The 26,614-nt window shown below is 39.9% G+C and carries 22 protein-coding genes; 18 read left to right on the top strand and 4 right to left on the bottom strand.

Features of this window, described 5'->3' with window-relative positions; translation table 11 throughout:
- Window positions 1-182: 182 nt before the first annotated feature.
- The 13 genes from thrA (at window position 183) to H5119_RS15100 (ending at window position 15,532) form a co-directional block, all read left to right on the top strand.
- Entirely contained in the window at window positions 183-2,600 is a 2,418-nt protein-coding gene (gene thrA, locus H5119_RS15160; RefSeq protein WP_182702851.1) for a bifunctional aspartate kinase/homoserine dehydrogenase I, read from the top strand.
- Window positions 2,601-2,609: 9 nt separating this feature from the next.
- Window positions 2,610-3,545 (top strand): homoserine kinase, encoded by a 936-nt coding sequence (gene thrB / locus H5119_RS15155; protein WP_182702850.1) that lies wholly within the window; start codon window positions 2,610-2,612, stop codon window positions 3,543-3,545.
- 11 nt (window positions 3,546-3,556) lie between these two features.
- Entirely contained in the window at window positions 3,557-4,840 is a 1,284-nt protein-coding gene (thrC, locus tag H5119_RS15150) for a threonine synthase (protein WP_182702849.1), read from the top strand.
- 268 nt (window positions 4,841-5,108) lie between these two features.
- Window positions 5,109-6,365 carry a serine hydroxymethyltransferase gene (gene glyA / locus H5119_RS15145; RefSeq protein ID WP_008137971.1) on the top strand — a complete coding sequence of 419 codons (1,257 nt, stop codon included), beginning with the start codon at window positions 5,109-5,111 and terminating at the stop codon, window positions 6,363-6,365.
- 106 nt (window positions 6,366-6,471) lie between these two features.
- Window positions 6,472-6,921, top strand: a complete 450-nt coding sequence (gene nrdR, locus H5119_RS15140) for a transcriptional regulator NrdR (RefSeq protein WP_077535896.1) — start codon at window positions 6,472-6,474, stop codon at window positions 6,919-6,921.
- 2 nt (window positions 6,922-6,923) lie between these two features.
- A complete protein-coding gene (ribD, locus tag H5119_RS15135) occupies window positions 6,924-8,048 on the top strand; it encodes a bifunctional diaminohydroxyphosphoribosylaminopyrimidine deaminase/5-amino-6-(5-phosphoribosylamino)uracil reductase RibD (RefSeq protein WP_182702848.1) in 1,125 nt (374 codons plus the stop codon).
- Between the two features lie 27 nt (window positions 8,049-8,075).
- Window positions 8,076-8,729 (top strand): riboflavin synthase, encoded by a 654-nt coding sequence (locus tag H5119_RS15130; protein WP_077535894.1) that lies wholly within the window; start codon window positions 8,076-8,078, stop codon window positions 8,727-8,729.
- A 29-nt stretch (window positions 8,730-8,758) separates the two neighbouring features.
- Window positions 8,759-9,871 carry a bifunctional 3,4-dihydroxy-2-butanone-4-phosphate synthase/GTP cyclohydrolase II gene (ribBA, locus tag H5119_RS15125; RefSeq protein ID WP_182702847.1) on the top strand — a complete coding sequence of 371 codons (1,113 nt, stop codon included), beginning with the start codon at window positions 8,759-8,761 and terminating at the stop codon, window positions 9,869-9,871.
- A 101-nt stretch (window positions 9,872-9,972) separates the two neighbouring features.
- Entirely contained in the window at window positions 9,973-10,437 is a 465-nt protein-coding gene (ribE, locus tag H5119_RS15120) for a 6,7-dimethyl-8-ribityllumazine synthase (protein ID WP_007587130.1), read from the top strand.
- A 15-nt stretch (window positions 10,438-10,452) separates the two neighbouring features.
- The gene (nusB, locus tag H5119_RS15115; RefSeq protein WP_002961751.1) at window positions 10,453-10,863 is read left to right on the top strand and encodes a transcription antitermination factor NusB; all 411 of its coding nucleotides are present in this window, start codon (window positions 10,453-10,455) and stop codon (window positions 10,861-10,863) included.
- Between the two features lie 88 nt (window positions 10,864-10,951).
- Complete coding sequence (gene thiL, locus H5119_RS15110) at window positions 10,952-11,926, top strand: thiamine-phosphate kinase (protein WP_182702846.1); 975 nt, start codon at window positions 10,952-10,954, stop codon at window positions 11,924-11,926.
- Entirely contained in the window at window positions 11,923-12,408 is a 486-nt protein-coding gene (locus tag H5119_RS15105; protein WP_182702845.1) for a phosphatidylglycerophosphatase A, read from the top strand. Before thiL ends, H5119_RS15105 begins: the two co-directional genes overlap by 4 nt.
- Window positions 12,409-12,445: 37 nt before the next feature.
- Window positions 12,446-15,532, top strand: coding sequence for a ligand-binding sensor domain-containing diguanylate cyclase (locus tag H5119_RS15100; protein ID WP_182702844.1), 3,087 nt, complete (start codon window positions 12,446-12,448; stop codon window positions 15,530-15,532).
- Window positions 15,533-15,764: 232 nt separating this feature from the next.
- Here the strand turns inward: H5119_RS15100 and dxs are convergent, their stop codons facing one another.
- The 3 genes from dxs to H5119_RS15085 form a co-directional block, all read right to left on the bottom strand.
- Entirely contained in the window at window positions 15,765-17,627 is a 1,863-nt protein-coding gene (dxs, locus tag H5119_RS15095) for a 1-deoxy-D-xylulose-5-phosphate synthase (protein ID WP_182702843.1), read from the bottom strand.
- A gap of 111 nt (window positions 17,628-17,738) precedes the next feature.
- The gene (ispA, locus tag H5119_RS15090; RefSeq protein WP_077535888.1) at window positions 17,739-18,626 is read right to left on the bottom strand and encodes a (2E,6E)-farnesyl diphosphate synthase; all 888 of its coding nucleotides are present in this window, start codon (window positions 18,624-18,626) and stop codon (window positions 17,739-17,741) included.
- A gap of 2 nt (window positions 18,627-18,628) precedes the next feature.
- The gene (locus H5119_RS15085; RefSeq protein ID WP_077535887.1) at window positions 18,629-18,871 is read right to left on the bottom strand and encodes an exodeoxyribonuclease VII small subunit; all 243 of its coding nucleotides are present in this window, start codon (window positions 18,869-18,871) and stop codon (window positions 18,629-18,631) included.
- Window positions 18,872-19,181: 310 nt separating this feature from the next.
- On the opposite strand from H5119_RS15085, the gene pomA reads away from it, so the two are divergent.
- The 4 genes from pomA to H5119_RS15065 all read left to right on the top strand — a co-directional run bounded on the left by pomA (window position 19,182) and on the right by H5119_RS15065 (window position 23,537).
- On the top strand, window positions 19,182-19,949 hold the full coding sequence (gene pomA, locus H5119_RS15080; RefSeq protein WP_077538829.1) for a flagellar motor protein PomA: 768 nt from the start codon (window positions 19,182-19,184) through the stop codon (window positions 19,947-19,949).
- Window positions 19,950-19,951: 2 nt separating this feature from the next.
- Window positions 19,952-20,872 (top strand): flagellar motor protein MotB, encoded by a 921-nt coding sequence (locus tag H5119_RS15075; protein WP_077535886.1) that lies wholly within the window; start codon window positions 19,952-19,954, stop codon window positions 20,870-20,872.
- A 171-nt stretch (window positions 20,873-21,043) separates the two neighbouring features.
- Complete coding sequence (locus H5119_RS15070; protein WP_182702842.1) at window positions 21,044-21,535, top strand: hypothetical protein; 492 nt, start codon at window positions 21,044-21,046, stop codon at window positions 21,533-21,535.
- Between the two features lie 61 nt (window positions 21,536-21,596).
- Window positions 21,597-23,537: a DNA topoisomerase III gene (locus H5119_RS15065; protein WP_182702841.1), complete on the top strand. Its 1,941-nt coding sequence runs from the start codon at window positions 21,597-21,599 to the stop codon at window positions 23,535-23,537.
- 97 nt (window positions 23,538-23,634) lie between these two features.
- On the opposite strand, the gene H5119_RS15060 is transcribed toward H5119_RS15065, so the two are convergent.
- On the bottom strand, window positions 23,635-24,945 hold the full coding sequence (locus H5119_RS15060) for a M20 family metallopeptidase (protein WP_182702840.1): 1,311 nt from the start codon (window positions 24,943-24,945) through the stop codon (window positions 23,635-23,637).
- A 111-nt stretch (window positions 24,946-25,056) separates the two neighbouring features.
- On the opposite strand from H5119_RS15060, the gene H5119_RS15055 reads away from it, so the two are divergent.
- Window positions 25,057-25,914, top strand: a complete 858-nt coding sequence (locus H5119_RS15055) for a tetratricopeptide repeat protein (protein WP_182702839.1) — start codon at window positions 25,057-25,059, stop codon at window positions 25,912-25,914.
- Window positions 25,915-26,614 lie beyond the last annotated feature (700 nt).

Below are 26,614 nucleotides of genomic sequence, written 5' to 3'. Positions count from 1 at the left end.
GACAGCATAGCCTTTGTTAAGGCAGTCTTACCCTATGAAAACAATTAATCGCGTACTGACCATCATTATTACAACCACCATTCTTACTGGATAGTGGCATAGGTCGGTGCAACAAATTTAAAGGCCTGTGTTCACTTAGAACACAGGCCTTTTTTCGTTTTATGGGATGAGGAACATAAATAATGCGCGTTTTAAAATTTGGAGGCTCGTCGCTTGCCGACTTTGCTTGCCTTGAGCAGGTAGCTCAATTAGTTAAAGCACAGTTAAAAGATGAAATGTTATTAGTGTTATCTGCGCCAGGTGGCATGACAGATTCACTGGTTGCACTGGCAAGTGCCGCAGAGCAAGGTTTAGATTTTTCGCAGCAATGGCAAATATTAGTTAGCCGTTGTGAAGGTTTAAAAGCTGACGTTGAAAAAAGTGGTGTGGTAGTTACAAGCTGGCCAAACTTAGACGAGCTTAAAAATAAACTAGATGGCGTGTCACTTATACAGTGTTGCCCTGAGCAAGTTCGTGCGTTCGTAATTAGCTTTGGAGAACGCGTTAGTGTTTCTTTAATGCAGGCTTTATTGAGCTCTCACGATGCAAGATACCTAGAAGCGACAAGTTGTATTGCTTCTACTGGTGGTTATATTGATGCCGAAGCTGATTTAGTCTTAAGTAAGTCGCGCTTTCAAGCTGTACTTAAAGAAAACCCTGCAACTATTTATATCATGCCTGGCTTTACAGCAAGTAATGACAAAGGTGAGCTTACAACGCTTGGCCGTAATGGCTCTGATTACTCAGCAGCAATTGCAGCAGCCTGTTTAGACGCTGAAATTTGCCAAATTTGGACAGATGTTGATGGCGTATACAGCGCTGATCCTCGTTATATTAAAAAAGCGACTAAGGTAGATTTTTTATCTTATAAAGAAGCGATGGAGCTTTCTTACTTTGGTGCAAAAGTACTTCATCCTAAAACAATCTTACCGTGTGCTAAAGCCGGTGTGCCATGTGAAATTAAAAATACGCATAACCCAGACGCACAAGGTTCATTAATTGGTAACGATTATTCATCTGATGAGCCGGTAAAAGCGCTTTCGAGCTTACAAGAGCTTGCAATGCTAACGGTTTCAGGCCCGGGCATGAAAGGTAAAGTAGGGATGGCGTCTAAGGTATTTAATGCGCTTGCCCACGATAACGTATCAATTGTTTTAATTACACAATCATCATGTGAATTTAGCATTAGTTTTTGTGTGCACGAAACAGACCTCGCACTGGCACTCGATGCGCTACAAACTGCATTTAAGCTTGAATTACAAGCAGGGCTTATTGAGCCTGTACAAGTACAGCGTAATTTAGCCATTGTTACTTTAGTGGGCGACAACATGCGCGCACACCGTGGATTAGCGGCTAAGTTTTTTGCATCGCTTGCACAAGCGCAAGTAAATATTGTGGCAATTGCACAGGATTCTACAGAAAGTGCTATTTCTGCGGTAATTGATGGTGAGTTATGTAATGACGCTGTAAAAATATGCCATGAAAACTTTTTCACGCATGTGCCGTCAATTGATGTGTTTTTACTCGGTTGTGGCTTAGTAGGACAAGAGCTTATTAATCAGCTTGAACGTCAACAAGCGTGGCTTGAAAAGCGTAATATTAAACTCAACTTGTATGGTGTTGCTAACTCTCGTCAATTACATCTAGATAGTGAAGGTATTGCTTTTGGCGATTGGCAGCAAAAACTATCCTTATCTGAGCAAGCGTTTGATTTAAAACTAGTAGAGCAGTTTGTTAAACAAAATCATTTAGTTAATCCAGTACTTGTTGATTGTACGTCGTCGGATGCACTTGCTGCGCAATACCTAGACTTTTTAAATGCAGGTTTTCATGTGGTTGCAGCGAACAAAAAAGCCACAACAAGCTCATACACGTATTACCAAGATTTAATAGCTGCTACGCAAAAGAATAATCGTAAATTCTTATACGAAACAAACGTTGGTGCAGGCTTACCAGTAATCGATAACTTACAATCGTTATTTGGTGCTGGTGATGAATTGTTAGAGTTTAGCGGTATTTTATCAGGTTCACTTTCGTATATGTTTGGCGCACTTCAAGATGGTTTATCACTTTCTGAGGCAACCATTAAAGCCAAAGAAAGCGGCTTTACAGAGCCAGACCCTCGTGATGATTTATCGGGTACCGATGTAGCACGTAAGTTACTGATCATTGCACGCGAAGCAGGTATGAAATTAGAGCTGAGCGATATCGAAGTTGAATCGGTATTACCAGTTGGTTTTGCACAAGGCGATAGCGTTGATGAGTTTATGGCAAAACTACCAAGCCTAGATGCTGATTTTAATGACCACATTCAAAGCGCTGCGAGCGAAGGTAAGGTACTTCGTTATGTAGGAACAATTAATGAAGGTCACTGTAAAGTAGGTATTGAAGCGGTAGATGAAAAACATGCACTTAGTGTTATTCGCGATGGCGAAAATGCACTTGCTATTTTAAGCCAATACTACCAGCCGCGTCCGTTTGTAATTCGTGGTTATGGTGCAGGCTCTGAAGTAACAGCAGCGGGTGTATTTGCTGATATTTTAAAAACGCTATCGCGCTAGGAGCACATTATGATTGAAGTATATGCGCCGGCGTCTATTGGTAATTTTGCAGTGGGTTTTGATGCCCTTGGCGCAGCCCTTGCACCAATTGATGGCAGTTTATTAGGCGATGTAGCCGTTGTCAGCGCAGCACCAAGTGACGAATTTATTTGTACTGGCGACTACGCTCACAAGTTACCAAGTGATGCGCAGGATAATTTAGCGTACCAGTGCTTAGTGCATTTTAGAGCGCATGTTGCGCCTACTATGCCAAGCGTAAAGCTCGAGCTTAAAAAGAATTTACCAATTGGATCTGGACTTGGATCTAGTGCGTGTTCGGTCGTGGCTACTTTTGCTGCCCTTGATCAATTTGCACAAACTAATTTAAGTCAGGTTGAGCTTATTGAACTGATGGCTGACTTTGAAGCTGTAGTAAGCGGCGGTCGTCATTACGATAATATTACGCCATGTTATTTAGGTGGCTTGCAGTTAACTGGTGATTTAATCCCTGATAAATCGATTGCACTGCCTGTTGATGAAAATTGGTACTACGTTGCTGCGTTCCCTGGTTTTTCACTCAACACTGCAAAAGCGCGCTCGGTTTTACCAAAAGAGTTGAGCATGCATGCAAGTGTTGAGTTTGCACAGCGTTTATCGGCATTTAGTAGCTTACTGTTAACTAATCGTTTTGACGATGCGCTGAGCATAATGAAAGATGAAATAGCAGAACCTTACCGCGCACCGCTTATTAAAGGTTTTAGTGAAGCCAAAGCAAGCTTGCCAGCACTGGGCGCTGAAATAGTGAGTATTTCGGGCGCAGGGCCCACCTTGTTTAGCGTATGTAAAACACTTGAAGCTGCACAGCAATGCGCGCAGTGGTTAGAAGCAAATTACATTAACGAGCAAGGCTTTTGCCACATTTGTAAATTAGATAACGACGGCACGCGTCAATTAACAGTTTTATAGGATAGGTAGTCATGCAATTACATAATTTAAAAGAGTGCTCACAAAAAGTGTCGTTCGTTGAAGCCGTAAAAACAGGTTTGGGTCGTAATCAAGGAGTGTTTTTCCCTGAATCCCTGCTGCCACTGTCCGATGTTGATGCACTGCTTGATATGGACTTTGTTACACGCAGCGGCAAAATATTATCCCACCTGATTGGTGATGAGCTACCAAGCGACACTGTGGCACAAATGGTTAAAAATGCATTTAACTTTCCAGTTAAGCTGGTGGAAGTACAAGAGAACACATACTGTTTAGAGCTATTTCATGGTCCTACACTTGCGTTTAAAGACTTTGGTGGTCGCTTTATGGCAGAGTGTTTGGCGCAATTTAATAAAGATGAAAAAGTAACTATTTTAACCGCAACATCGGGCGATACTGGTGCAGCCGTTGCACATGCTTTTTATAATAAGCCAAATATTGATGTTGTAATTTTATATCCTAAAGGCAAAATTTCACTTGCTCAGCAAAAGCTATTTACTACGCTAGGTAACAATATTCATTGTTACGCAGTTGAGGGCAGTTTTGATGATTGCCAAGAGTTGGTTAAAAATGCCTTTTTAGATGAAGAAGTTAAATCAACACTTGGGCTTAATTCTGCTAATTCAATTAATATTAGCCGTTTAGTTGCTCAGGTTTGTTATTACTTTGAGGCCATTGCACAACTACCAAAAGAAAAACGCGCAACAGCGCATATATCAGTGCCAAGTGGCAACTTTGGTAATGTATGTGCTGCAATGATTGGTGCAGTTATTGGCTTACCTGTAGGTAAATTAAGTGCAACAACCAACCAAAATGATACTGTGCCGCGCTTTATGCTTGATAAAACGTGGACGCCAAACGCAACACTTGAGTCGCTTTCAAATGCAATGGATGTAAGTAAGCCAAACAACTGGCCGCGTGTGCAAACAATGTTAGATAATAACTGGTTTAGCTACGATAACTTTTATTCAACTAGCGTAAACGAGCAAGACACGCAATCGGTGATGAAAAAAATTCAACAAACGGGTTATGTTGCAGAGCCTCACACTGCTATTGCGTACCAAGGTCTTGTTGAAAATCGAGCGCCTGGTGCAGCGGGTATCTTTTTAGCGACCGCTCACCCTGCTAAGTTTAAAGAAAGCGTGGAGGATATTTTAAATATTGAATTGGATATGCCAAAACCACTTAGCGATGCATTAGCAAAACCATGTCTAGCAAGCGATATAAACGCCGATTACGACGCATTACGTACAGAAATACTTGTAAAGCTAGGATAATAAAAAATAACAATTGAAGCGGCTATGGCCGCTTTTTTTATAAATTATAATTCAAAAAAGAGAGGCTTTCATTAGCTAATTAAATGTGAAAAATGAAATTCATTTAAAATAGTTATGTACTTATTAAAAAATATCATCTTAAAAAGTCTGTGAAATAGTTTCAATCCCTGTTTAAATATCCTCAACTTAAGAGCGTAGGCAAAGAGTCGTTTAAAGCGTACAATAAAGCCTCTAAAAAACACCATACACGTTGCCCTAGGAGACCCCAATGTTAGAACGTAGCATGAATATTTCGGATTTTGATCCAGAGTTATTTGACGCAATCACTAAAGAAACTGCTCGCCAAGAAGAGCACATTGAACTAATTGCATCTGAAAACTACTGTAGCCCACGTGTACTAGAAGCACAGGGTTCACAGCTTACTAACAAATACGCAGAAGGTTACCCAGGCAAACGTTATTATGGCGGTTGTGAGCATGTAGATGTTGTTGAGCAATTAGCAATTGACCGTGCTAACGAATTATTTGGTTCTGACTACGCAAACGTACAGCCACATGCTGGTTCGCAAGCAAACGCTGCTGTTTTTCTAGCGCTATTAGAAGCAGGCGATACTGTATTAGGTATGAGCTTAGCTCATGGTGGTCACTTAACTCACGGTTCTCACGTAAGCTTCTCTGGTAAGCTTTACAATGCAATCCAATACGGACTAGATGAAGCAACGGGCGAAATTGATTACGCACAAGTTGAAGCACTAGCACTTGAGCACAAACCAAAAATGATTATTGGTGGTTTCTCAGCGTACTCAGGTATTGTTGATTGGGCTAAATTCCGTGAAATTGCTGACAAAGTAGGTGCTTACCTGTTTGTTGATATGGCTCACGTTGCAGGTTTAATTGCGGCAGGGGTTTACCCAAGCCCAGTTCCTCATGCACATGTTGTAACTACAACTACGCATAAAACACTTGCAGGCCCTCGTGGTGGTTTAATTATTTCTGCATGTGGCGACGAAGCAATCTATAAAAAGCTTAACAGCGCAGTTTTCCCTGGTGGCCAAGGTGGCCCTTTATGTCACGTTATTGCAGCAAAAGCAGTGGCATTTAAAGAAGCGCTTCAACCAGAATTTAAAGTATACCAAACACAAGTTGTTAAAAACGCAAAAGCAATGGTTGCTGTAATGCAAGAGCGCGGCTACAAAATCGTATCTGACAAAACTGAAAACCACTTATTCCTACTCGATTTAATCGATAAAGATATTACTGGTAAAGATGCAGACGCAGCCCTTGGTAACGCTAACATCACAGTTAATAAAAACTCAGTGCCAAACGATCCACGTTCTCCATTTGTAACATCTGGTTTGCGTATTGGTTCTCCTGCAATCACTCGTCGTGGTTTCAAAGAAGAAGAATCAAAAGAGCTTGCTGGCTGGATTTGTGACGTACTAGATAACATCACTGATGAATCTGTACAGGCGCAAGTTAAAGAAAAAGTAAAAGCAATTTGTGCAAAATTACCTGTATACGCTTAATTGCATAAGCAGCAGTAATTTAGAGCACAACAGGCCCTATTTTTTTGCTAAGATAAAAGACCGCTATTTAGCGGTCTTTTTTGTTTTAAAACGGAAGTACCGAGCTATGCATTGTCCATTTTGTACCGCAAAAGATACTAAAGTTATTGACTCACGCCTTGTTGGTGGAGGCCATCAAGTTCGCAGGCGCCGTGAGTGCAATGACTGCCACGAGCGCTTTACTACATTTGAAGGCGCTGAACTGGTTATGCCACGTGTTGTTAAGCAAGATGGCAGTCGGGAGCCGTTTAATGAAGATAAACTGTTGAATGGTTTAAATCGTGCACTTGAGAAACGTCCAGTAAGTACTGAACAGGTTGAAGAAGTGGTTAACATAATAAAATCGCAATTACGTGCAACGGGTGAGCGGGAGATTTCAAGCCACTTAGTGGGTGAATGCATTATGGAAGCGCTTAAAAAGCTCGATAAAGTTGCTTATGTAAGGTTTGCTTCTGTTTATCGTTCATTTGAAGACATACGCGAATTTGGCGAAGAAATTGCCCGCTTAGGGGAGTAATAATGCTTAACCAAGTTCCTTTTACTGAACATGACAAAATGTATATGGCGCGCGCGATAGAGCTTGCCAAAAAAGGCGAGTTTACTACCACACCTAATCCTAATGTTGGCTGTGTATTAGTTAAGAATAATCAAATCATTGGTGAGGGGTTCCATCAATTAGCTGGTCAAGGTCATGCTGAAGTAAATGCACTGGCAATAGCGGGTAATAATGCACAAGGTGCAACGGCTTATGTAACGCTTGAACCTTGTGGTCACTATGGGCGTACACCACCGTGTGCTGAAGGCTTAAAAAAGGCGGGCATAGTAAAAGTAATTGCCGCTATGGTTGATACAAACCCACAAGTTGCAGGTAAAGGTCTTAAAATACTGAGCGACGCGGGCATTGACGTTGCTCATGGATTACTTGAATCACAAGCGCGGGCACTCAACGTTGGCTTTTTTAAGCGAATGGAACAAGGCTTACCTTATGTAACCTGTAAAATGGCAGCAAGTATAGATGGTAAAACAGCGCTTAAAAATGGTCAAAGTAAGTGGATCACAGGCACCGCTGCTCGCCAAGATGTGCAATTATACCGTGCAAAAAGCTGCGCTATTTTAACCGGCGCCGATACCGTATTAGTAGATGATGCAAAATTAAATGTACGACTAAGTGAATTACCGTGCCCACTCCCTACCGATTTAGCGCTACGGCAACCTGTGCGTGTTATTATTGATTCTCAAAACCGCTTAACGCCTAACCTTGCTTTATTCAACATTCAAAGTGATATAATTATATTTACCACCAAGGTTGATAAATCACTACAGTGGCCGCATTTTGTAAAGCATATTGAAGTAAAAGAAAGTAATGGCAAAGTTGATTTGCAGGTGGTTTTAGAAAAACTTGGGCAACTGCATTTTAATAATGTGTGGCTTGAGGCGGGCGCAACACTTGCTGGTAAAATGACAGATCTTGATTTAATTGACGAGTTTGTTTTTTATTTAGCGCCTAAACTAATGGGCAATAATGCAAAAAGTTTAGTTAATTTTCCTGAATTGACGAGTATGCAAAATACCGTTAATTTAACATTTAATGAATGTACACGCATTGGTGACGATATACGTATCACTGCGCTGAAAACTTATTAAAATCACTTAATAAAAAAGAGTAGCGCTATGTTTACTGGGATAATAGAAGCCACAGGCAAAATTGCTTTATTACAAAAAAAACAAGGCGACTTAGCCATTCGTATTCAAAGTGCTGATCTTGATATGAAAGACGTAAAGCTAGGCGATAGCATTGCAACCAATGGCGTTTGCTTAACCGTAGTTGATAAACATATTGACGGTTTTAGTGCTGATTTATCTAATGAGACGATTGGTTTAACTGGATTTGCTCACTATGCTATAGGGCAAACTGTTAATCTTGAAAAAGCAATGCAACCTGTTTCACGTCTGGGGGGCCATTTGGTCTCTGGTCATGTTGATGGTATTGCAACGATTACAAGTGTCACAAAAAACGCCAGGGCAACAGAATATTGGCTTGCAACTGACGAAGATTTAATGAAATACATTCCGTACAAAGGTTCGGTATGTATTGATGGTATAAGCCTGACAGTTAACGCTGTAGAAGGTAATAAATTCAAATTAACAATTGTTCCTCATACGAGTGAGCAAACTACCATTGCTCATTTTAAAGTGGGCACTCAAGTTAATTTAGAAGTCGATCAAATTGCACGTTATTTAGAGCGTCTTATAAAAGGTGCAGAACAACCAACGGGCTCAAATATTTCGATGAGCTTACTCGCTAAAGCGGGCTTTATTAAATAACGAAACTGACAACTTACACGAGCAAATTTATGAATTTACACAGCGCACAAGAAATCATCGACGACATTAAAATTGGTAAAATGGTTATTTTAATGGACGATGAAGACAGAGAAAATGAAGGCGATTTAATTATCGCAGCAGAACATATTAGCGCAGAAGCAATTAATTTTATGGCAACTCATGGCCGTGGTTTAATTTGTTTAACCATGACGCAAGAGCGTTGCGAGCAGCTTGATTTACCGCTTATGGTTAAAAATAATGGCGCTGCATTTTCGACAAACTTTACAATGTCGATTGAAGCCGCAAAAGGTGTAACTACGGGTATTTCTGCCGCTGATAGAGCGCGTACAGTACAAGCTGCTATAGCAAAAGGCGCAGTACCAAGTGATATTGTTCAACCTGGTCATATTTTTCCTATCATGGCACAACCTGGTGGCGTATTAACTCGCGCAGGGCACACTGAAGCTGGCTGTGACTTAGCGCGTTTAGCTGGGCTTGAAGCATCATCTGTTATTGTTGAAATTCTAAATGCAGATGGCACAATGGCGCGCCGCCCTGATTTAGAAGTTTTTGCAAAACAACATGATATTAAAATTGGCACCATTGCTGATTTAATCGAATATCGTAATTTAAACGAAACCACGATTGAACAAGTTGCAAAATGTAAGCTACCTACAGAGCATGGTGAATTTGATTTAGTAACTTACAAAGACACGATCGACGGCCAATTACATTACGTATTGCTCAAGGGCGAAATAAAAGAGCAAGAACCTACACTTGTACGCGTACATTTGCAGAGTACTTTTAACGATATTTTACTTTCAGATAGAAGCGCAGACCGTAGTTGGGGGCTTTCTGATGCAATGGCGTACATTGCTAAAAACGACGGTGTATTAGTTATTTTAGGTAAACAAGAAAGTACAGAAGAATTAGAGGCAACAGTAAAAGCATTTGCCGCAGCTGATGCAGGCGAGAATGTGACACCTCGTAAGTTCCAAGGAACATCTCGTACTGTTGGTGTTGGTTCGCAAATACTTGCTGATCTTGGAATTAAGCAAATGCGATTAATGAGTCGCCCTAAAAAGTACCATGCACTTTCGGGCTTTCATTTAGAAGTTATTGACTATATTGAGCCACAATAAGCGCTCTGCTTTTAACTAGTCTATTATTTTATTTTTATGGTATGATGCGCAGCAATTTTTGCGCAATCGCAACCGCTTGAACTTATTTTTAGGGTTATCAAATGAAAATTATTGAAGGTAGTAAGTACGCTCCGGGCAAGAAATTTGCCATTGTCATTTCTCGTTTTAATGACTTTATTGGTAGCAGTCTCCTTGCAGGCGCTGTTGATGAGCTAAAACGCACTGGTGGCGTATCTGATGACGATATTACCGTTATTTATGTACCTGGTGCAGTAGAATTACCTTTAGCGGCTAAACGCGTTGCGGCAAAAAAAGAGTATGATGCAATCATCGCTTTAGGCGTAGTGATCAGAGGTGGTACACCACATTTTGACCTAGTTGCTGGCGAATCAAACAAAGGTCTTGCGCAAGTATCACTTGAGTATGATATCCCGGTTGCATTTGGCGTATTAACCACAGAAAGCATTGAACAAGCAATTGAGCGTGCTGGCACCAAAATGGGCAATAAAGGCGGCGAAGCTGCTTTAGGCGCGCTCGAAATGGTTAATGTGTTAGATAAAATTTAAGTTTAAGGAATTTTTGTGAAACCAGCAGCAAGACGTAAAGCACGTATCTTAGCACTCCAAGCCGTTTATTCTTGGCAAATAAGTGGCAATTTAATTGCCGATATCGAACAACAAATGTTGATCGAAACAGACGTTACTAAAATTGATGTTGAATACTTTAAAGATCTAGCGACGGGTGTTGCTGTAAATTATAAGCAACTAGACGAAGCTGTATCACCACATTTAACACGTCCGTTTGATGACTTAGATATGGTTGAGCGCGCAATTTTACGTTTAAGCAGCTATGAACTTAAGTTCCGTGAAGACGTACCTTATAAAGTGGCTATTAACGAAGGTATTGAGCTGGCTAAAATATTTGGCGCAGAAGACAGCCATAAATTTGTAAACGGTGTACTTGATAAAGCTGTTAAGCATTTACGCAAGTAATAACAATTCACTCTGAATTTTAATGTTCAGATTAATTGTTTAAACAACCGTTAAAAAGGAGAGCCGGCATAGGTCGGCTTTTTTGTGTATGAAGGAATTTGAATTAATTAACCGCTACTTTAAAGGTCGCGGTATCACCCGTCGTGATGTAAACCTAGGAATAGGGGACGATTGCGCCTTAGTAACTGTTCCACCAAACTGTCAACTTGCAATCACAACTGATACTTTAGTTGCTGGCGTGCACTTTTTTGATGATATTTCCCCACGCGCACTCGGTCACAGAGCACTCGCTGTAAATTTAAGTGATTTGGCGGCAATGGGCGCCGAACCAACATGGGTTTCAGTTGCGCTAACCTTACCAAGTATAGACCAACAGTGGGTTGAAGAATTTACTGAAGGCATGCACGAAATTGCAGAATATTTTAATGTACAAATTATTGGTGGCGATACCACTCAAGGTCCATTAACTATCACTATTTGTGCAAAAGGGACTGTGCCAGAAGGTAAAGCTCTGCGCAGAAGTGGTGCTAAAGTAGGTGATTGGATTTATGTTACGGGTCCTTTGGGGGATGCGGGGTTAGCTATTGAATCGCGTAAGCAAGGTTTAGAAATAGAGTCTGAACATTTAAAGTATGTGAATAAACGCTTTGATTATCCAACGCCTCGCGTAGCAGCAGGTCAGGTTTTACGTGGACTTGCATCATCGGCTATTGATGTGTCTGATGGATTACTGGCTGATTTAAGTCATATTCTTGATATGTCGCAAGTGAGTGCGGTTGTAAATATAGATAACATTCCTACTTCAGATGCAATGAAATCGAGTCTTGATTTTGATCAACAGTTACCATTTATTCTTAGCTATGGCGATGACTACGAACTATTATTTACCGTCCCAGATAGTAATAAAGGGATGTTAGATTTAAAACTGCGTCAATATGGTGTAAATGCAACATGTATTGGGCAGATTAAAAGTGGTGATGGGCAAATTGAGCTTTTACACAAGGGTGAAAAGTTTGATTTTAAACAGCATGGCTTTGAGCATTTCGCAAAGGAACAGACTTGAATAAAAATCGATTATTTAATTTAAAACGTCCGCATCAATTTTTTGGTTTAGGATTTGGCACCGGCCTTGCCCCTAAAGCGCCTGGTACATTTGGTACTTTTGCTGCATTGCCATTTATTTTTATGACGATGTATTATCCGCTGTGGCTACAAATTGTTTTTGCTGTCGTGATCAGTGTATTTGGCATATGGGCGTGTGGTAAAACGGCTGATGATTTAGGTGTGCATGACCACCCCGCTATTGTGTGGGATGAAGTGGCGGGCTATTACATTACTATGATAGGTGCAGCACTAAGCTGGCAAAGTTTATTGGTTGGCTTTTTGTTATTTCGATTTTTTGACATAGTAAAACTAGGCCCAATTCGTATGCTTGATAAGCGTGTACATGGTGGTTTTGGAATTATGGCTGACGATGTACTCGCGGGTATTTTTTCGCTTATTTGTTTGCAAGCATTAATAAAAGTGGGTTTACTACCCTTTTAATGTTTATATTTGATTTGTTTAACTAGGTGGCAGCACTATGATGCGATTTTTACTGGTTTGTGTACTGATGTTGTGCGCGACGCCAAGTTGGGCTTCAATTACTGATTATGTAGTTAAACAATGGAATATAAAAGATGGTTTGCCGTCGCAATCACTTAAAAGCGTTGTACAAGATCAACAAGGATACATGTGGCTGGGCACTCAGTTTGGCTTAAGTCGCTTTGATGGCAATACATTTACCAATTATAATACTCAAAATAGCCCTTTCTTACCCAATAACGGCATCAACAAGCTGCTAGTCGATTTAAATGGACTGTTGTGGATCGGTACTAAAAGTGGCTTAGTGGTGATTAACCCTGCTACTTTTGCCGCACAAGAGTTTAATATAAAAGGCCCTGTCAGAGATATATTGCAAGATGCTAAAGGCAGTATTTGGATTGCTGCAAATGGTTTGTATTATATTGATAGAAGCCAAATTGGTCTACAAATCAAAGCGAGTGGTCCTCTTCCTATTGTTAATGCGACCGCTATTACGCAAATAGTAGGGTCTGTTAGTAAAATGGCACTTTCTCCTGAGGGGATATGGCTGGTTAATGATCGCCACCTGCTGAGATTAACAAAAAATGCCTCCGACTTTTCTAAACTGCGTTTAGAGCTTACTGCAAAAATTTCACTACCAGAGCGTTTAGCGCAAACGATTGTCCACGATTTATCATTTTTAAACGGTAACTTGTATTTAGCATCTGAATTAGGTGCTTATTTTTTAGATTTGGATGATGAACTAAGATCCTTTCCTTTACCAAATACAAATAACTCAGCTGTTTATAAATTTATGAGTGATACCGACGGCGGGCTATGGGTATCAACTTATGGACGTTTATTATTTCGAGATAAATCCGGTGAATGGCAATGGGTAGAGCCAAGCCAGCTGGATCAAAGTATTTGGTTTGCTGATATTTTTCGAGATAATAAAAATAACGTATGGCTTGCCAGTTTTAGCGAGGGTTTGTGGCTTGCTCATGAAGGGCGGGTTCAAAGACACTCAGCCCTATCCAAAATGACTGAAGCCGTTATGGCTATTAACCAAGCACCGGATGGTAAATTATGGGTCGCAAATAAAAGTGGTATTGGCTACTTTGATTTAAACAAAAGTTTTATAAATTTAATCCCTAGCGATAAATACGGTCGTGCATCAGTGCATGACTTACAGTTTGATGGCAATAGACTATATATTGCGACAGGCAGGGGGCTGTTTGTTTTTGAAAATAACACTCTTTATATGGTACCAGGGCGAGCTCTTCAGGATAACCCCGTATTTGCTATTAGTCGTTCGAGTAAGGGCGGATTTTGGATTGGCACAGGGCGAGGGTTATATAGGCTAAACTTTGCTGGGTTAACGCCTTTTGCATACAACGCTTTTTTAGGAAGCAAATTTATTACCTATGTACTCGATAAGGCAAACTTTGGGGTTATTGGTACAAGTAAAGGTGCCTATTATTTTACTGATCGTGGAATAGAAAAAATTGGTGATCAAACAACACTTGAAAGTGCATACGTAACTAGCGTGTTACATATAGATGGCGTGGGTATTTTAATCGGCTCTCTTAACGATGGGCTTTTTTACAGAAGTACGCAAGGACAGTGGCGTCAGCTTGATGCCGCAAATGGCTTACCATACGGCTCTATTTTCAGCCTAGAATACGATGAAAGGTTAAAGCATGTTTGGGTAAGCACTATGAAAGGTGTTTACAGAATGCCTATTGAACAGTTCAAAGCAGAGATTCAAAGCTTAAAAGTGGAGGAGGTTATTTCCTCATTTGATCGTCAGCTCGATGGTAAAGCCAATCAATGTTGTAGTGGGCTGGGTCATGATGCAGTTGCCAATACTGCTAATTCCATTTGGTATCCAAGCTTACAAGGTGTTGTTGAAATACCCAAAAATGTAGAGTTGTTTGGTGTACTGGCATTAAAACCAAAAGTAGAAACCATTACAACACCGCAGCGTAATATAGCAACGTCAGCATTAGGTAAAAAACCGTCATTAGAAACCAATGAGCGTGATATAACTTTAACTTATACCGCAATCGATTATTACGCGCCAAGCAGCATTGAGTTTAGATATAAATTAAGTGGTTTAGATAATGATTGGCGCTATGCAAATACACGCAGAGAGGCTATTTATACTAATTTGCCAGCGGGAACATTTTTGTTTCAGCTAGAAGCAAAACGCCAAGGTGAAGATTGGAGTAAAGCGCAAGAAGCTGAGTATGGGTTTACAGTGCCAGAGCGTTTTGATGAAACAATTTATTTTAGACTACTTATCACCAGTGGCTTTGTTTTACTATTTTATTTGGTTTTTTGGGTATTTAGAGCGCAAGAGCGAAAAAAACAAGAAGCACTAGAGGGGCTTATCACAGAGCGTACGCTAGAGCTGCGCCAAGCAAACGATAAGTTAAATCAAGTAAACTCACAACTTAAGCTGGTAAGTCACTCTGATGAACTTACAGGGCTACGTAGCCGTCGCTTTTTGTTTGATCAACTACCAAAAGATATTGAGCATTTTCAACGTAACTCGCAATCATTACAAGCGCAGGGGAAATCGCTTGTTTTACTGATAATCAACTTTGATAACTTTAGCCGAATCAATGATGCACACGGACCAATAGCAGGAGACAGCTGTTTGCAGCAAATGGCTGCATTATTGAACTCTCGCACGCAGGGCTCTGATTATGTTGCACGCTGGAGTGGGGATGAATTTTTATTATTATTACGCGATTTTAAGTGCAATAAAATAGACAGTTACGCTTCTGATTTATGCAAAGCAGTTGCGGAATATGCATTTCAATTACCAAATGGCAAAGGTACCAATTTAACCACTTCTATCGGCTGGTCTTTCTACCCGCTACCACTTTTAGGCGGACAAGTGATAAGTTGGGAGACATCCATTAATTTAGCCGATATTGCACTTCATCAAGTGAAAAAACGTGGCGGTGATGGTGTCGCAAATATTACGTTTGACGAGCAGTTAGACGCATTCGAGTTTGAGCAAAATTCAAATGTTGATCAACAGTTAAGCCTTTTACAAAGTAATGGGCTTGCCGATATTAAAGTGTGGATGCGCTAATACCAATCTGCAGTAATACTTTATCAATTTGAGGGATTAAATCTGATGTTAACTGCGTTAAAAATTCTGATATAGAACAACTAAATAACGAAATTTTTGTCTTGTTATCGACACGATTTTCTTACCTCAAAATAGATCACTTAATTAAGCGAATTGGTATAAGTTAGTCGGTAAGGCCAATGTTAAAATACTAAAAAAGGAGCCAAGGCTCCTTTTTTAGTATTTTTAAATGTTAATCAATAAACGCTTTGATGGCGGTTAATATACCTTGTTCGCCCAATCCCATTTCATCGTGCATTTGATCTTGCGTGCCGTGTTTAATAAATTCATCTGGAATACCTAGATTAAGTATTTTTACAGCAGATTTTTGGCTGGCTAAATATTCAGTGACGGCAGAGCCTGCACCACCGGCTATCGCATTATCTTCAAGTGTGATAATAAAGTCATAGCTAGTAGCAATTTCATTTAAAAGTGCAGTATCAAGTGGCTTAATAAAACGCATATTAACAAGTGTGGCATCTAAATCATTGGCTGCAAGTTGGGCGTTCTCTAGCAGTGTACCGAATGATAAAATTGCAATTTTACTGCCTTTTTTAACCGTATTTGCTCTACCTATTTCAAGCAGTTGCATATCACTTTGAATTTCAGCAGTGCCCGCACTGCCACGAGGATAACGCACGGCTACTGGGCAATTTGCTTGATAGCCAGTATAGAGCATTTGACGACATTCATTGGTATCGCTTGGTGCCATAATGATCATATTTGGAATACAGCGCATAAAACTTAAATCGTATGCGCCTTGATGAGTTTCACCGTCTGCTCCCACAATACCGGCACGGTCAATGGCAAATAAAACGGGTAAATTTTGCAATGCAACATCGTGAATTAGCTGATCGTACGCGCGCTGTAAAAAGCTTGAGTAAATAGCTACAACGGGTTTTAAGCCTTCACAAGCAAAACCTGCGGCTAGCGTAACAGCATGCTGCTCTGCAATAGCGACGTCAAAGTATTGTCCTGGGAACTCTTTAGAAAAACGCACCATACCTGAACCTTCGCGCATAGCGGGTGTGATCGCCATTAATTTATCGTCTTGCTGGGCCATATCGCATAGCCAGTCGCCAAATACTTTTGAAAAAGTAGCTGCGCTGGGCTTTGATTTAGGAAGGCTTGATGTCATTGGGTCAAACTTTGGTACGCCATGATAGCCAATAGGATCCGCTTCAGCTGGCTTATAACCTTTACCTTTTTGCGTTTTTATATGTAATAACTGCGGGCCTTTTAAGTTACGCATATTACGCAGCGTATCAACCAACATATTTACATCATGTCCATCAATTGGGCCAATGTAATTTAGACCTAATTCTTCAAAAAAAGTACCCGGGATCATCATACCTTTAATATGCTCTTCCATTTTACTGGCAAGTTGCTTAACCGGAGGTACACCAGAGAGTAACTTTTTACTACCTTCGCGAATGTTAGTATAAAAGCTACCTGATAAAATACGTGCAAAATGATTGGTTAACGCGCCTACATTTTCAGATATCGACATTTCGTTATCGTTCAAAATGATCAGCATGTCTGATTTAACATCGCCAAGGTGATTCATTGCTTCAAAGGCCATACCAGCAGTAATTGCGCCATCACCAATAATGGCAACTGTTTTTCGCCCTTTACCTTCTTTTTGTGCGGCAATCGACATACCTAAAGCGGCAGAGATAGACGTACTTGAATGCCCTACACTAAACGTATCGTATTTGCTTTCATCACGAAATGGAAAAGGGTGTAGGCCGTCTTTTTGACGAATCGTATGCATTAAATCACGTCGACCGGTAAGTATTTTATGCGGATAAGCTTGGTGACCCACATCCCACACTAAACGATCTTCAGGTGTGTTATAAACATAATGCAGTGCAACAGTTAGCTCCACAGTACCTAAACCAGATGCTAAATGACCGCTACTTTGCGATACTGAGTTGAGTAAATAGTCGCGCAACTCATTGCTAAACTCTGGGAGTTTATCTTGCGCTAAATCGCGCAACTGGGTCGGCTCGTCAACCAAATTAAGTAATGGATACTTGCTGCTATCACGTGTCATGGTTTTATTTATATCCTTCGCTAACATTAATTAATACAAAATAAGATGTAGAATTAACTAATGTTTAGTAATAATGTGTCTGTACTCAGTGCAATACTTTTAAGCGGTGTCTTAATGATCACGCTCAATAAGGTAATTTGCCAGTGACGCCAGAAGTGTTGTGTCAGCATCTATATTTGCTAACGCCTCGTGGGCTTGTTGTATTAAATTCTGCGCTTTCTCTTTAGCGCCTAGCATACCTAATAAAGCAGGGTATGTCGCTTTATTGGCCGCAATATCTGACCCTTGTGGCTTACCTAAAATAAGCGTATCACCCTCAACATCTAAAATATCGTCTTGTACTTGGAAGGCCAGCCCTATCGCATAACCAAAAGTAGATAAGCTTTCTAAAGTGTGTTTATCTGCTTTTTCACTGCACAATGCACCTAACATAATAGCGCAGTTAATCAGCGCACCCGTTTTTAGTTTATGGATCCGCTCCAGCTCTTGTGCAGTAATGACTTTGTCAGTCGCGGCAATGTCTAAACCTTGCCCGCCAACCATGCCTTTAAGGCCTGATGCATGTGCTAATTGTGCGATCATTTTTACTTGTGTTTGTGCTGAGCATTTGAATTGATGATTTGCAATTAACTCAAAAGCGATAGTTTGTAGAGCATCACCAGCTAAAATAGCATGGGCTTCACCAAACTCTATGTGACAAGTTGGGCGGCCACGGCGTAAGTCATCATCGTCCATCGCCGGTAAGTCATCATGCACTAACGAATAGCTATGAATGCATTCAATAGCTGCTGAAAGTACATTCAGATCGTGTTTATTTGCGCCAAACATCTCGCCCGTTGCATAAACTAAAAATGGGCGTAATCTTTTACCGCCATTAAATAACCCGTATTGTGTGGCATTTTTTACCGTTTCGTCTGTATCTAACGACTGTTTGAAATACGCTTTCAAGGTAGCTATTACATCTATTTGCGCACGTTCAATCTGTTCTTTAATACTCACAGTTATTCCGTATCGTTATCAAAGTTAGTAAGTACTGATTTTTCGCCATTGCCCATTAAAATTGATACTTTTTGCTCTGCTTGTTGTAATTTACCAGATGAAGCATTGGCTAAAGCAATTCCGCGTTCAAATTGTTTTAATGATTGCTCAAGCGATAAATCACCTTGTTCCATATCACTAACAATTGTCGATAATTCTTCTAGTGCTTGTTCGAAACTTAAGTTTTCAGGTTTTTTAGTCGCCATCTTATTTCAGCTTACGTGGTAAATTTAGGAGCCAATTTTAGGGGGAATGCTAAACTAGGTCAAAGGATGATACGTTTTTTTCGTCTATTAATATCAAATGCTATTCTTGTATGCATTAATAAGGGCTTAATCACGGTCAATTCTTTTAATAAAAGTAATTATTAATGCAGCTTGAATATAAATTACACTAATAAGACTTTTTTATCTTTATTTAGATAAACCGCTTAAGCAATTCAATATGTTGCCGATAAGCAGTTAATGATAAAAAGTTTATAATAAGGCCTTAGTGCATGAAACCTTTGGAGGAAATGTGGATTTAGCAACCATTATAGGGATCCTTGGCGCAATTGGCTTGATTGTCATGTCCATGTTTATGAGCAGTAGTGGCGAAATGGCCATGTTTTACAACACTCCTTCAGTGGTGATTGTATTTGGCGGTTCTATATTTATTGTTTTATCTAATTACACCATGGGGCAGTTTTTTGGCATTGGTAAAGTGGCCGCTAAAGCCTTTATGTTTAAAATTGAATCGCCAGAGGAGTTGATAGACAAAGCCGTTGAACTTGCTGATTCAGCTCGAAAGGGTGGCTTTTTAGCCCTCGAAGAGGCTGAAATACCGAACCAGTTTATGCGTAAAGGTGTTGATATGTTAGTTGATGGTCATGATGCTGACGTTGTTAGAGCGACTTTACAAAAAGACATAACTTTAACGTCAACCCGTCATGAAATGGGAGCCGGTTTATTTAAAGCCATGGCTGATATTGCACCAGCAATGGGAATGATCGGTACGCTCATTGGCTTAGTTGCTATGTTATCTAACATGGACGACCCAAAATCAATCGGTCCTTCGATGGCTGTTGCTTTGTTAACAACTTTATACGGCGCTTTTTTAGCAAATGTAGTGGCGATCCCTATCCAAGTTAAATTGGAGCTGCGTAAAGACGAAGAAGCAATGAACCAACGTTTGATTTTAGACGCTGTATTAGGTATTCAAGATGGTCAAAACCCAAAAGTAATTGAAGGCATTTTGAAAAACTACTTAGCTGAATCAAAACGTAAAGTTGATACCGAGGAGTAAACATGTCTGAGCAAGAGTGTAAATGTCCTCCCCCAGGGCTTCCAGCTTGGATGGGAACCTTTGCAGATTTAATGTCTTTATTGATGTGCTTTTTTGTACTCTTGCTTGCATTTTCTGAAATGGATGTACTTAAATTTAAACAAATAGCCGGTTCAATGAAGTTTGCATTTGGTGTACAAAATAAAATAGAAGTAAAAGATATTCCCAAAGGTACTTCTGTTATTGCAATGGAGTTTACGCCAGGAAAACCAGAGCCCACACCAATCGAGACTATTCAGCAACAAACAGTAGAAATGACTCAACAAATGCTTGAATTTCAGGCCGGTGATGAAAGCTCTGCAGGTGGTAGGCAAGAACAACGAGGTGATAAACGGGGTGGGGAATCTCGTAGTACCTCTCAAGAACAATCTTCTGATCAAGCAATCTCTGCTGCAGATCAAGAACAAACAAATGAACTTGTTAAAAAGATTGCTCAGCAATTAGAAAGGCAGATTATTGATGGTGCAATAGAGCTTGAGTCTTTAGGCCAGCAAATAATTATTCGCATCAGAGAAAATGGGTCTTTTCCTTCAGGTAGTGCTTTTTTGCAGCCTAAATTTAAACCCATTATTCAAGATATTGGCATATTGTTAAAAGATGTGCCTGGTGAGATAACAGTATCTGGTCATACTGATGATTTTCAGGTTTCGAATGAGCTGTACATAAACAACTGGGATCTTTCTTCTAAGCGAGCTGTTGCTGTAGCAAGCGAGTTACAAAAAGTATCTGGTTTTGATAAAACGCGGATGATGGTGGTTGGGCGAGCTGAAACAAGACCATTGGTGCCCAATGATACAGATGAAGATCGTCGTCGTAACAGGCGTGTAGAGATTTCTATTTTACAAGGTAAAGCAAAAGAGTCTGCACCTATTGATGTAAGATAACTTTACTTGGCAAATACGTTTATTTATCATAAAGTAAGCTTTCAATAACAAATGTAACGGAGTCAGCCATGAAGAATATCGATAAATTTAGTTATATGCCAGGTAATGGCGGTGGTAATGACGATAACGATGATAAAGAACCAGATAAAAAAATAGGCTGAGTGTAATATTTTGCCTGAATGGTTTGAAAGTATTTCTAAGTTACTCGAGAGTAGCTGGGTTTTTATATTAAGCCCTGCTATTTTTGTGTTTTACCTTCGCAAAGATCACCTTGCATTACGCTTTGTGCTGGTTACTGCTATATTCTTTTTTTATGGGGCGTTGATTAACGACCATTTAAAAGAGTTTGATAGCAGTACTTATATTTATCGTTATGTTATTTGGGCGTTTAATGATCTTGTTTGGATGGCTCTGATTGCCTATTTAGGAATAAAAGACAAAATTTATTTGTGGCAGTGTGTTATCGGTCAGCTTGTTGTTGTAAGTGCCCCTATTTTACAACTTTTCAGATTAGTTGATCGCCATTTATGGGATCTTTCTTATAGTACATACATTTATAAAACCTTATTGCCATTTATTAATATAGGCACCGTTGTTGTTTGTTATCTACCGCTAGTTTATTTACTAATTAATAAGCGCAATACTGCATCAAACGAACAATAAAATTTATAGCTTTAAACTAATGTGCTAGACTACTGTTTATATGAACAGTGGTGAGCGAGCTATGAAACTCTATATTGCAGAAAAACCTTCACTTGGACGCGCTATTGCTGATGCGCTACCAAAGCCACATAAAAAGCATGATGGTTATATAGAAGTCGCTAATGGCGATTGTGTCTCGTGGTGTATTGGGCATTTGCTAGAACAAGCAGAACCCGATGATTATGATGAGCGCTTTAAAAAATGGCAGTTTGATCACTTACCTATAATACCTGAGCAATGGAAATTAAAAGCTAAAACAAAAACACGCAAACAACTTACTGTTTTAAAAAAATTGATTAAACAAGCCTCGCAACTTATTCATGCTGGCGATCCAGACCGTGAAGGCCAGCTACTAGTCGATCAAGTAATTGAAGAAGCCAAAATAAGTCAGGCTAAAAAGCAGAGTACGCAACGTTTACTCATTAGTGATTTAAATTTGTCCGCAGTAAAAAAATCACTGGGCACTATGCGTTCTAATCGAGACTTTATCCCGTTAAGTGTATCTGCTTTAGCGCGCTCTCGTGCTGATTGGCTATTTGGTATGAATTTAACCCGCGCATATACATTAGCGGGGCAAAAAGCAGGATTTGGTAATGTGCTTTCGGTAGGGCGAGTTCAAACCCCTATTTTAGGTCTTGTTGTTAATAGAGATAACGAAATAGCAAACTTTGTATCTAAGCCTTTTCACGATGTACTGGCGCATTTACTTACTCCAGATAACCAGCCATTCATAGCTAAGTGGGTTCCTAGTAAAGCGTGTGAGCCACATCAAGATGAAGAAGGGCGAATACTTAACAAAGCACTCGCACAAAATGTTGCTTCACGTATTACCAAGCAAAGTGCTGAACTTACTGCGCTTGAGCAAAAACAAAAAAAACAAAGTGCGCCGTTGCCATATAATTTATCTGCACTGCAGATAGATGCAGCTAAAGCATTTGGTATGCCTGCTCAAAATGTGTTGGATATTTGCCAAATACTTTACGAACGCCATAAATTAATAACCTACCCACGCTCTGACAATCGTTATTTACCTAAAGATCACCATCAAGATGCATCCTCAATTTTTAAAGCTATAAGTGCTAATGGTGGGCAAAGCACCGAACTGGTAAATGGAGCTGATGCAAAAAAGCGTAGTAAATGTTTTAACGATTCAAAAGTGGCTGCTCATCATGCCATTGTGCCTACGGCTAAGCAGTTAAAGTCAGCGAGTTTGAGCGGTGATGAAGCGAAGGTATATCAATTAATAAGCCGCCATTACCTAATTCAGTTTCATCCCGACTATATATATAACGAAACTAAAGCAGAGATAACAATTGCTGGCGGATTATTTAAAGCAAATGCAAAACAAGATGTAAGCTTGGGTTTTAAGGTGTTAATGGGTAAATCTGAATTAAAAGATGAAGCCTCGCTACCTCCTTTAACAAAAGGTATGCCTCTTTTTTGCGATAAAGGCGAAGTAGTCGAAAAGCATACGTCGCCCCCTGCTTATTTTACCGATGCTACATTATTGGCTGCGATGACGGGCATTAGCCGTTATGTTAAAGATCCACAAATTAAAAAAGTATTAAAAGACACCGATGGTTTAGGTACGGAGGCAACACGTGCGGGAATAATCGAGTTGCTTTTTAAACGTCGTTTTTTAAAACGTGAAGGTAAGTCAATTAGAGCGACCGAAACGGGGCTTGCTCTTATTAGCGTATTACCACAAGGTTTAGCGAGTCCTGATTTAACCGCAAAGTGGGAATCGAGCTTAGGTGATATTGCACAGCAGGCAATGAGTTATCAGCAATTTTTACAGCCTTTACTTGCTGACCTAAATAGGTTTGTTCAATTAGCAGCAAACTGCGATAGCAATGCATTTGCGAAGTTACCAAAAACCTCACCTAAAAAACGTTTTGCTAAACGAGGTGGAAAAGCGACCTTTAAAAAGTCGAGTTATAAAAAAAGCTCTGTTGCTAGTTAGCAACAGAGCTTTTTTATCAAACCATATTACTTAATGTTGAATTGGTATTACTTAACCTGAACTCTGCTTGAGATAGATTTATTATCCAGAATTCAGGTTACTTATTAAATAAAGCAACAGCAGCGTTACTCATTGCTTTTATTCCGGTAGGGATAGCAACTTTATAATCTGGTGCAAATTTACTAGAGTGTAGGGAAGGGAGTACCTCACCTGTTTTTATTGAATCCGCGTATTGTGCTTGGTTTACACCACCTAGCCAAAATAAGGTGATAGGGATGTTTTCATCGGTGCGTCCGTATAGGCCAAAGTCTTCACCCGCCATTACAGCTTGTGTTTCAAGTACATTAGTATCACCAATTGCGCTGGCAATGGAGTTTCTAACAATGTCTGTTTGTGCAGGGTTATTATAAGTAGATGGAATAGATTCATCTTCATGTACATATACTACAGGGTAATTTAATTCATTTAAGCCAGCACTTTGTGCAATACCTGCGGTGATTCGTTTTATTGCTGCTATTTGAGCACTTCTAACATTTGGGTTATAGCTTCTAAGAGTGAGTTGTAGTTTTACTTCATCCGAAATCACATTATGTTTTGAACCACCATGAATAGACCCAACCGTAATAACTGAAGGCTCAAGCGGTGAAAGTTCTCGGCTTGTGATTGTTTGCAGAGCAAGTACAGTGCGCGCAGCTATAACCACAGGGTCTATAGTTGTATGCGGATAAGCCCCATGACCGCCTTTGCCCTTTATTGTAATATCGACAGAATCTACACTTGCCATAGTGTATTCATTTTTCATTGATACCTTACCAGCGGGAACGCTAGCACTTACATGCAAAGCAATTATATGATCAGGTTTTTCATATTTACTAAATAGCCCTTCGCTTAACATTGCTTTAGCACCTCCGCCAACTTCTTCAGCAGGTTGTGCAACCATCATTAAAGTGCCTTTCCATTGATCTTTATGTGCTATTAATTGCTCAGCAGTACCAATAAAAGAGCTCATGTGAATATCGTGGCCACAGCCGTGCATTACACCGACTTTCGCACCATGCTCGTCTATTACTTTAACTTTTGAGGCATAGGATTTTCCTGTTTGCTCAATAATAGGTAAGCCATCAGTATCAGTGCGGATCATTACTGTCGGCCCCTCACCATTTTTATAAATACCAACTACACCAAAGCCACCTACATTACTTGTTACTTTAAAACCCAGCTGAGCTAATTTATCTGCTATTTTTTTACCCGTTTCTTGTTCGTGATAAGAAAGCTCTGGCGATTGGTGTAAATCGAGGTAAAACTTTTCTATAGCTGGCATGGTTTTGCTTAAATTCAAATCGAGTCCATTTGCCTGTATGAATGGGCTTGCCAATAAAAGTGCTGCGCTTAAGTAAGTTAGTTTCATGTTTTCCCTCATTGTTGAATATGTATACCGAGTGATTTAGGTATATGACTTGTAATTATTATGTTCACCACCATATAAAAACCTAAATAGATGAATATGGCAATCAATTCAATGAGCAACATAGTTAGTATTAATGCGCAAAACCTTCAACAAGTACTCGGTGAAACATCACAGCAAAAATTGGTGTTGCTTAACTTTTTCTCTCCTCAAAGTCCTGACTGCATTGGACAGGCTACGATTTTAGATAAAGTAGCGGCTGAATATGCAAGCTATATAGTAGTAGCAAACCTAGATTGCGATGCAGAGCAAGCGCTCGCTTCTCAACTTGCGCAACAAGTTGGTCTGCAGACACTGCCTACGCTTGTATTATTAAAAGACTCTGCACCAGTAGATCTACTTGCAGGTGTTCAAAGTGAGGCACAAATACGCGAAGCTCTTGCAAAGTATTTACCTGCGCAACAAGACTTACTGCTAGAACAAGCAAAGCAAGCGTTGTTAAGGTCAGATTTAAATGCTGCATTTAATTATGCAAAGCAAGCTTATGAAATAGACAGCGGTAATGCACGTATCAAATTAGTGCTTGCAGACATATGTATTCAAATTCATAAAGTTGATGAAGCGCAAGCGCTTATAAATACAATAGATGCACAAGAGCAAGATGCTTACTTTAATAATATAAAAGCAAAATGCGAAGCTGCGCTTGAAGCAAAAGACTCACCAGAGATTAAAGAAAAGCAACAACAAGTAGAAAAGTACCCAAATGACTTAGAATTAAAAGAAGAGCTAAGTATTTTACTCAATGAAGCGGGCAGAAAAGAAGAAGCATTGGATGTACTATTTACAGTGCTGCAAAAAGATCTGAATTTCAACGAAGCAAAACCAAGCTTTTTAGCCATTATTGCCTCTTTACCTGATGGCGACGCACTCGCAGCTAAGTATCGTCGTAAGTTATATAGTATTTTATACTAGGGTCTGTTGCTCTTTGCGGATTAAAATTTGTTCAAACTAGGGGCTATTTAATCGCGGCGCGAGGTTTGTAACCTAGTGGGCTAAGTAAAAGCCGAGCAACAAAGAGTAAATAGCCCCTAGGAAGAACCCTTTGGGCAGCGCCTGTTTGGCATTAATGCTTCGTTATCGCCTATTTATGGGGAGTAACCACACTACATAGGCTCTGCCTTGCCTGAATACCAAACAGGCTGCTGCAAATTTAACCTTGAAAGATAAACAGGCCCTAGATTCTAATAACTATTACTTTTGAGAAGCACCTAGATTAGGTGCTTTTTTCATTTTTAAGGATTTAATTAAAAGCTTTAGCATGGGTTTACTATGTATAATCAAGAGTTATCAACAGAGTTTTGTGGGTAACTTGTGCTTATCGTGTGTGCTTGCTTGGGGCTTAATTTTAATTACTATTTTATGTAAATAACGCTTGCGTAAGAATCGAATCTCCCTATAATGCGACCCCACTGAGACGGGAAACGCCGAAGCATAGCAAAGCAGCAACCACTCAGAGAGTTAAATAAAACTTCGGTTTTAAATCTTCCAAAAGAAAGTTTAAAACTAAGTGTTGACTCGAAAAATAAAGGGTGTATTATTCGCATCCCTTGAGACGCTAAAGCGACTCAAAACGTTCTTTAACAATATAAAGCAATCATCTGTGTGGGCACTC

The sequence above is a fragment of the Pseudoalteromonas sp. SG45-5 genome, assembly GCF_014164085.1.
In the GTDB taxonomy this organism is placed as follows: Bacteria; Pseudomonadota; Gammaproteobacteria; order Enterobacterales; family Alteromonadaceae; genus Pseudoalteromonas; species Pseudoalteromonas aliena.
The sequence above is the reverse complement of the archived record's forward strand: the minus strand, read 5'-3'. Positions and strand labels throughout refer to the sequence as shown.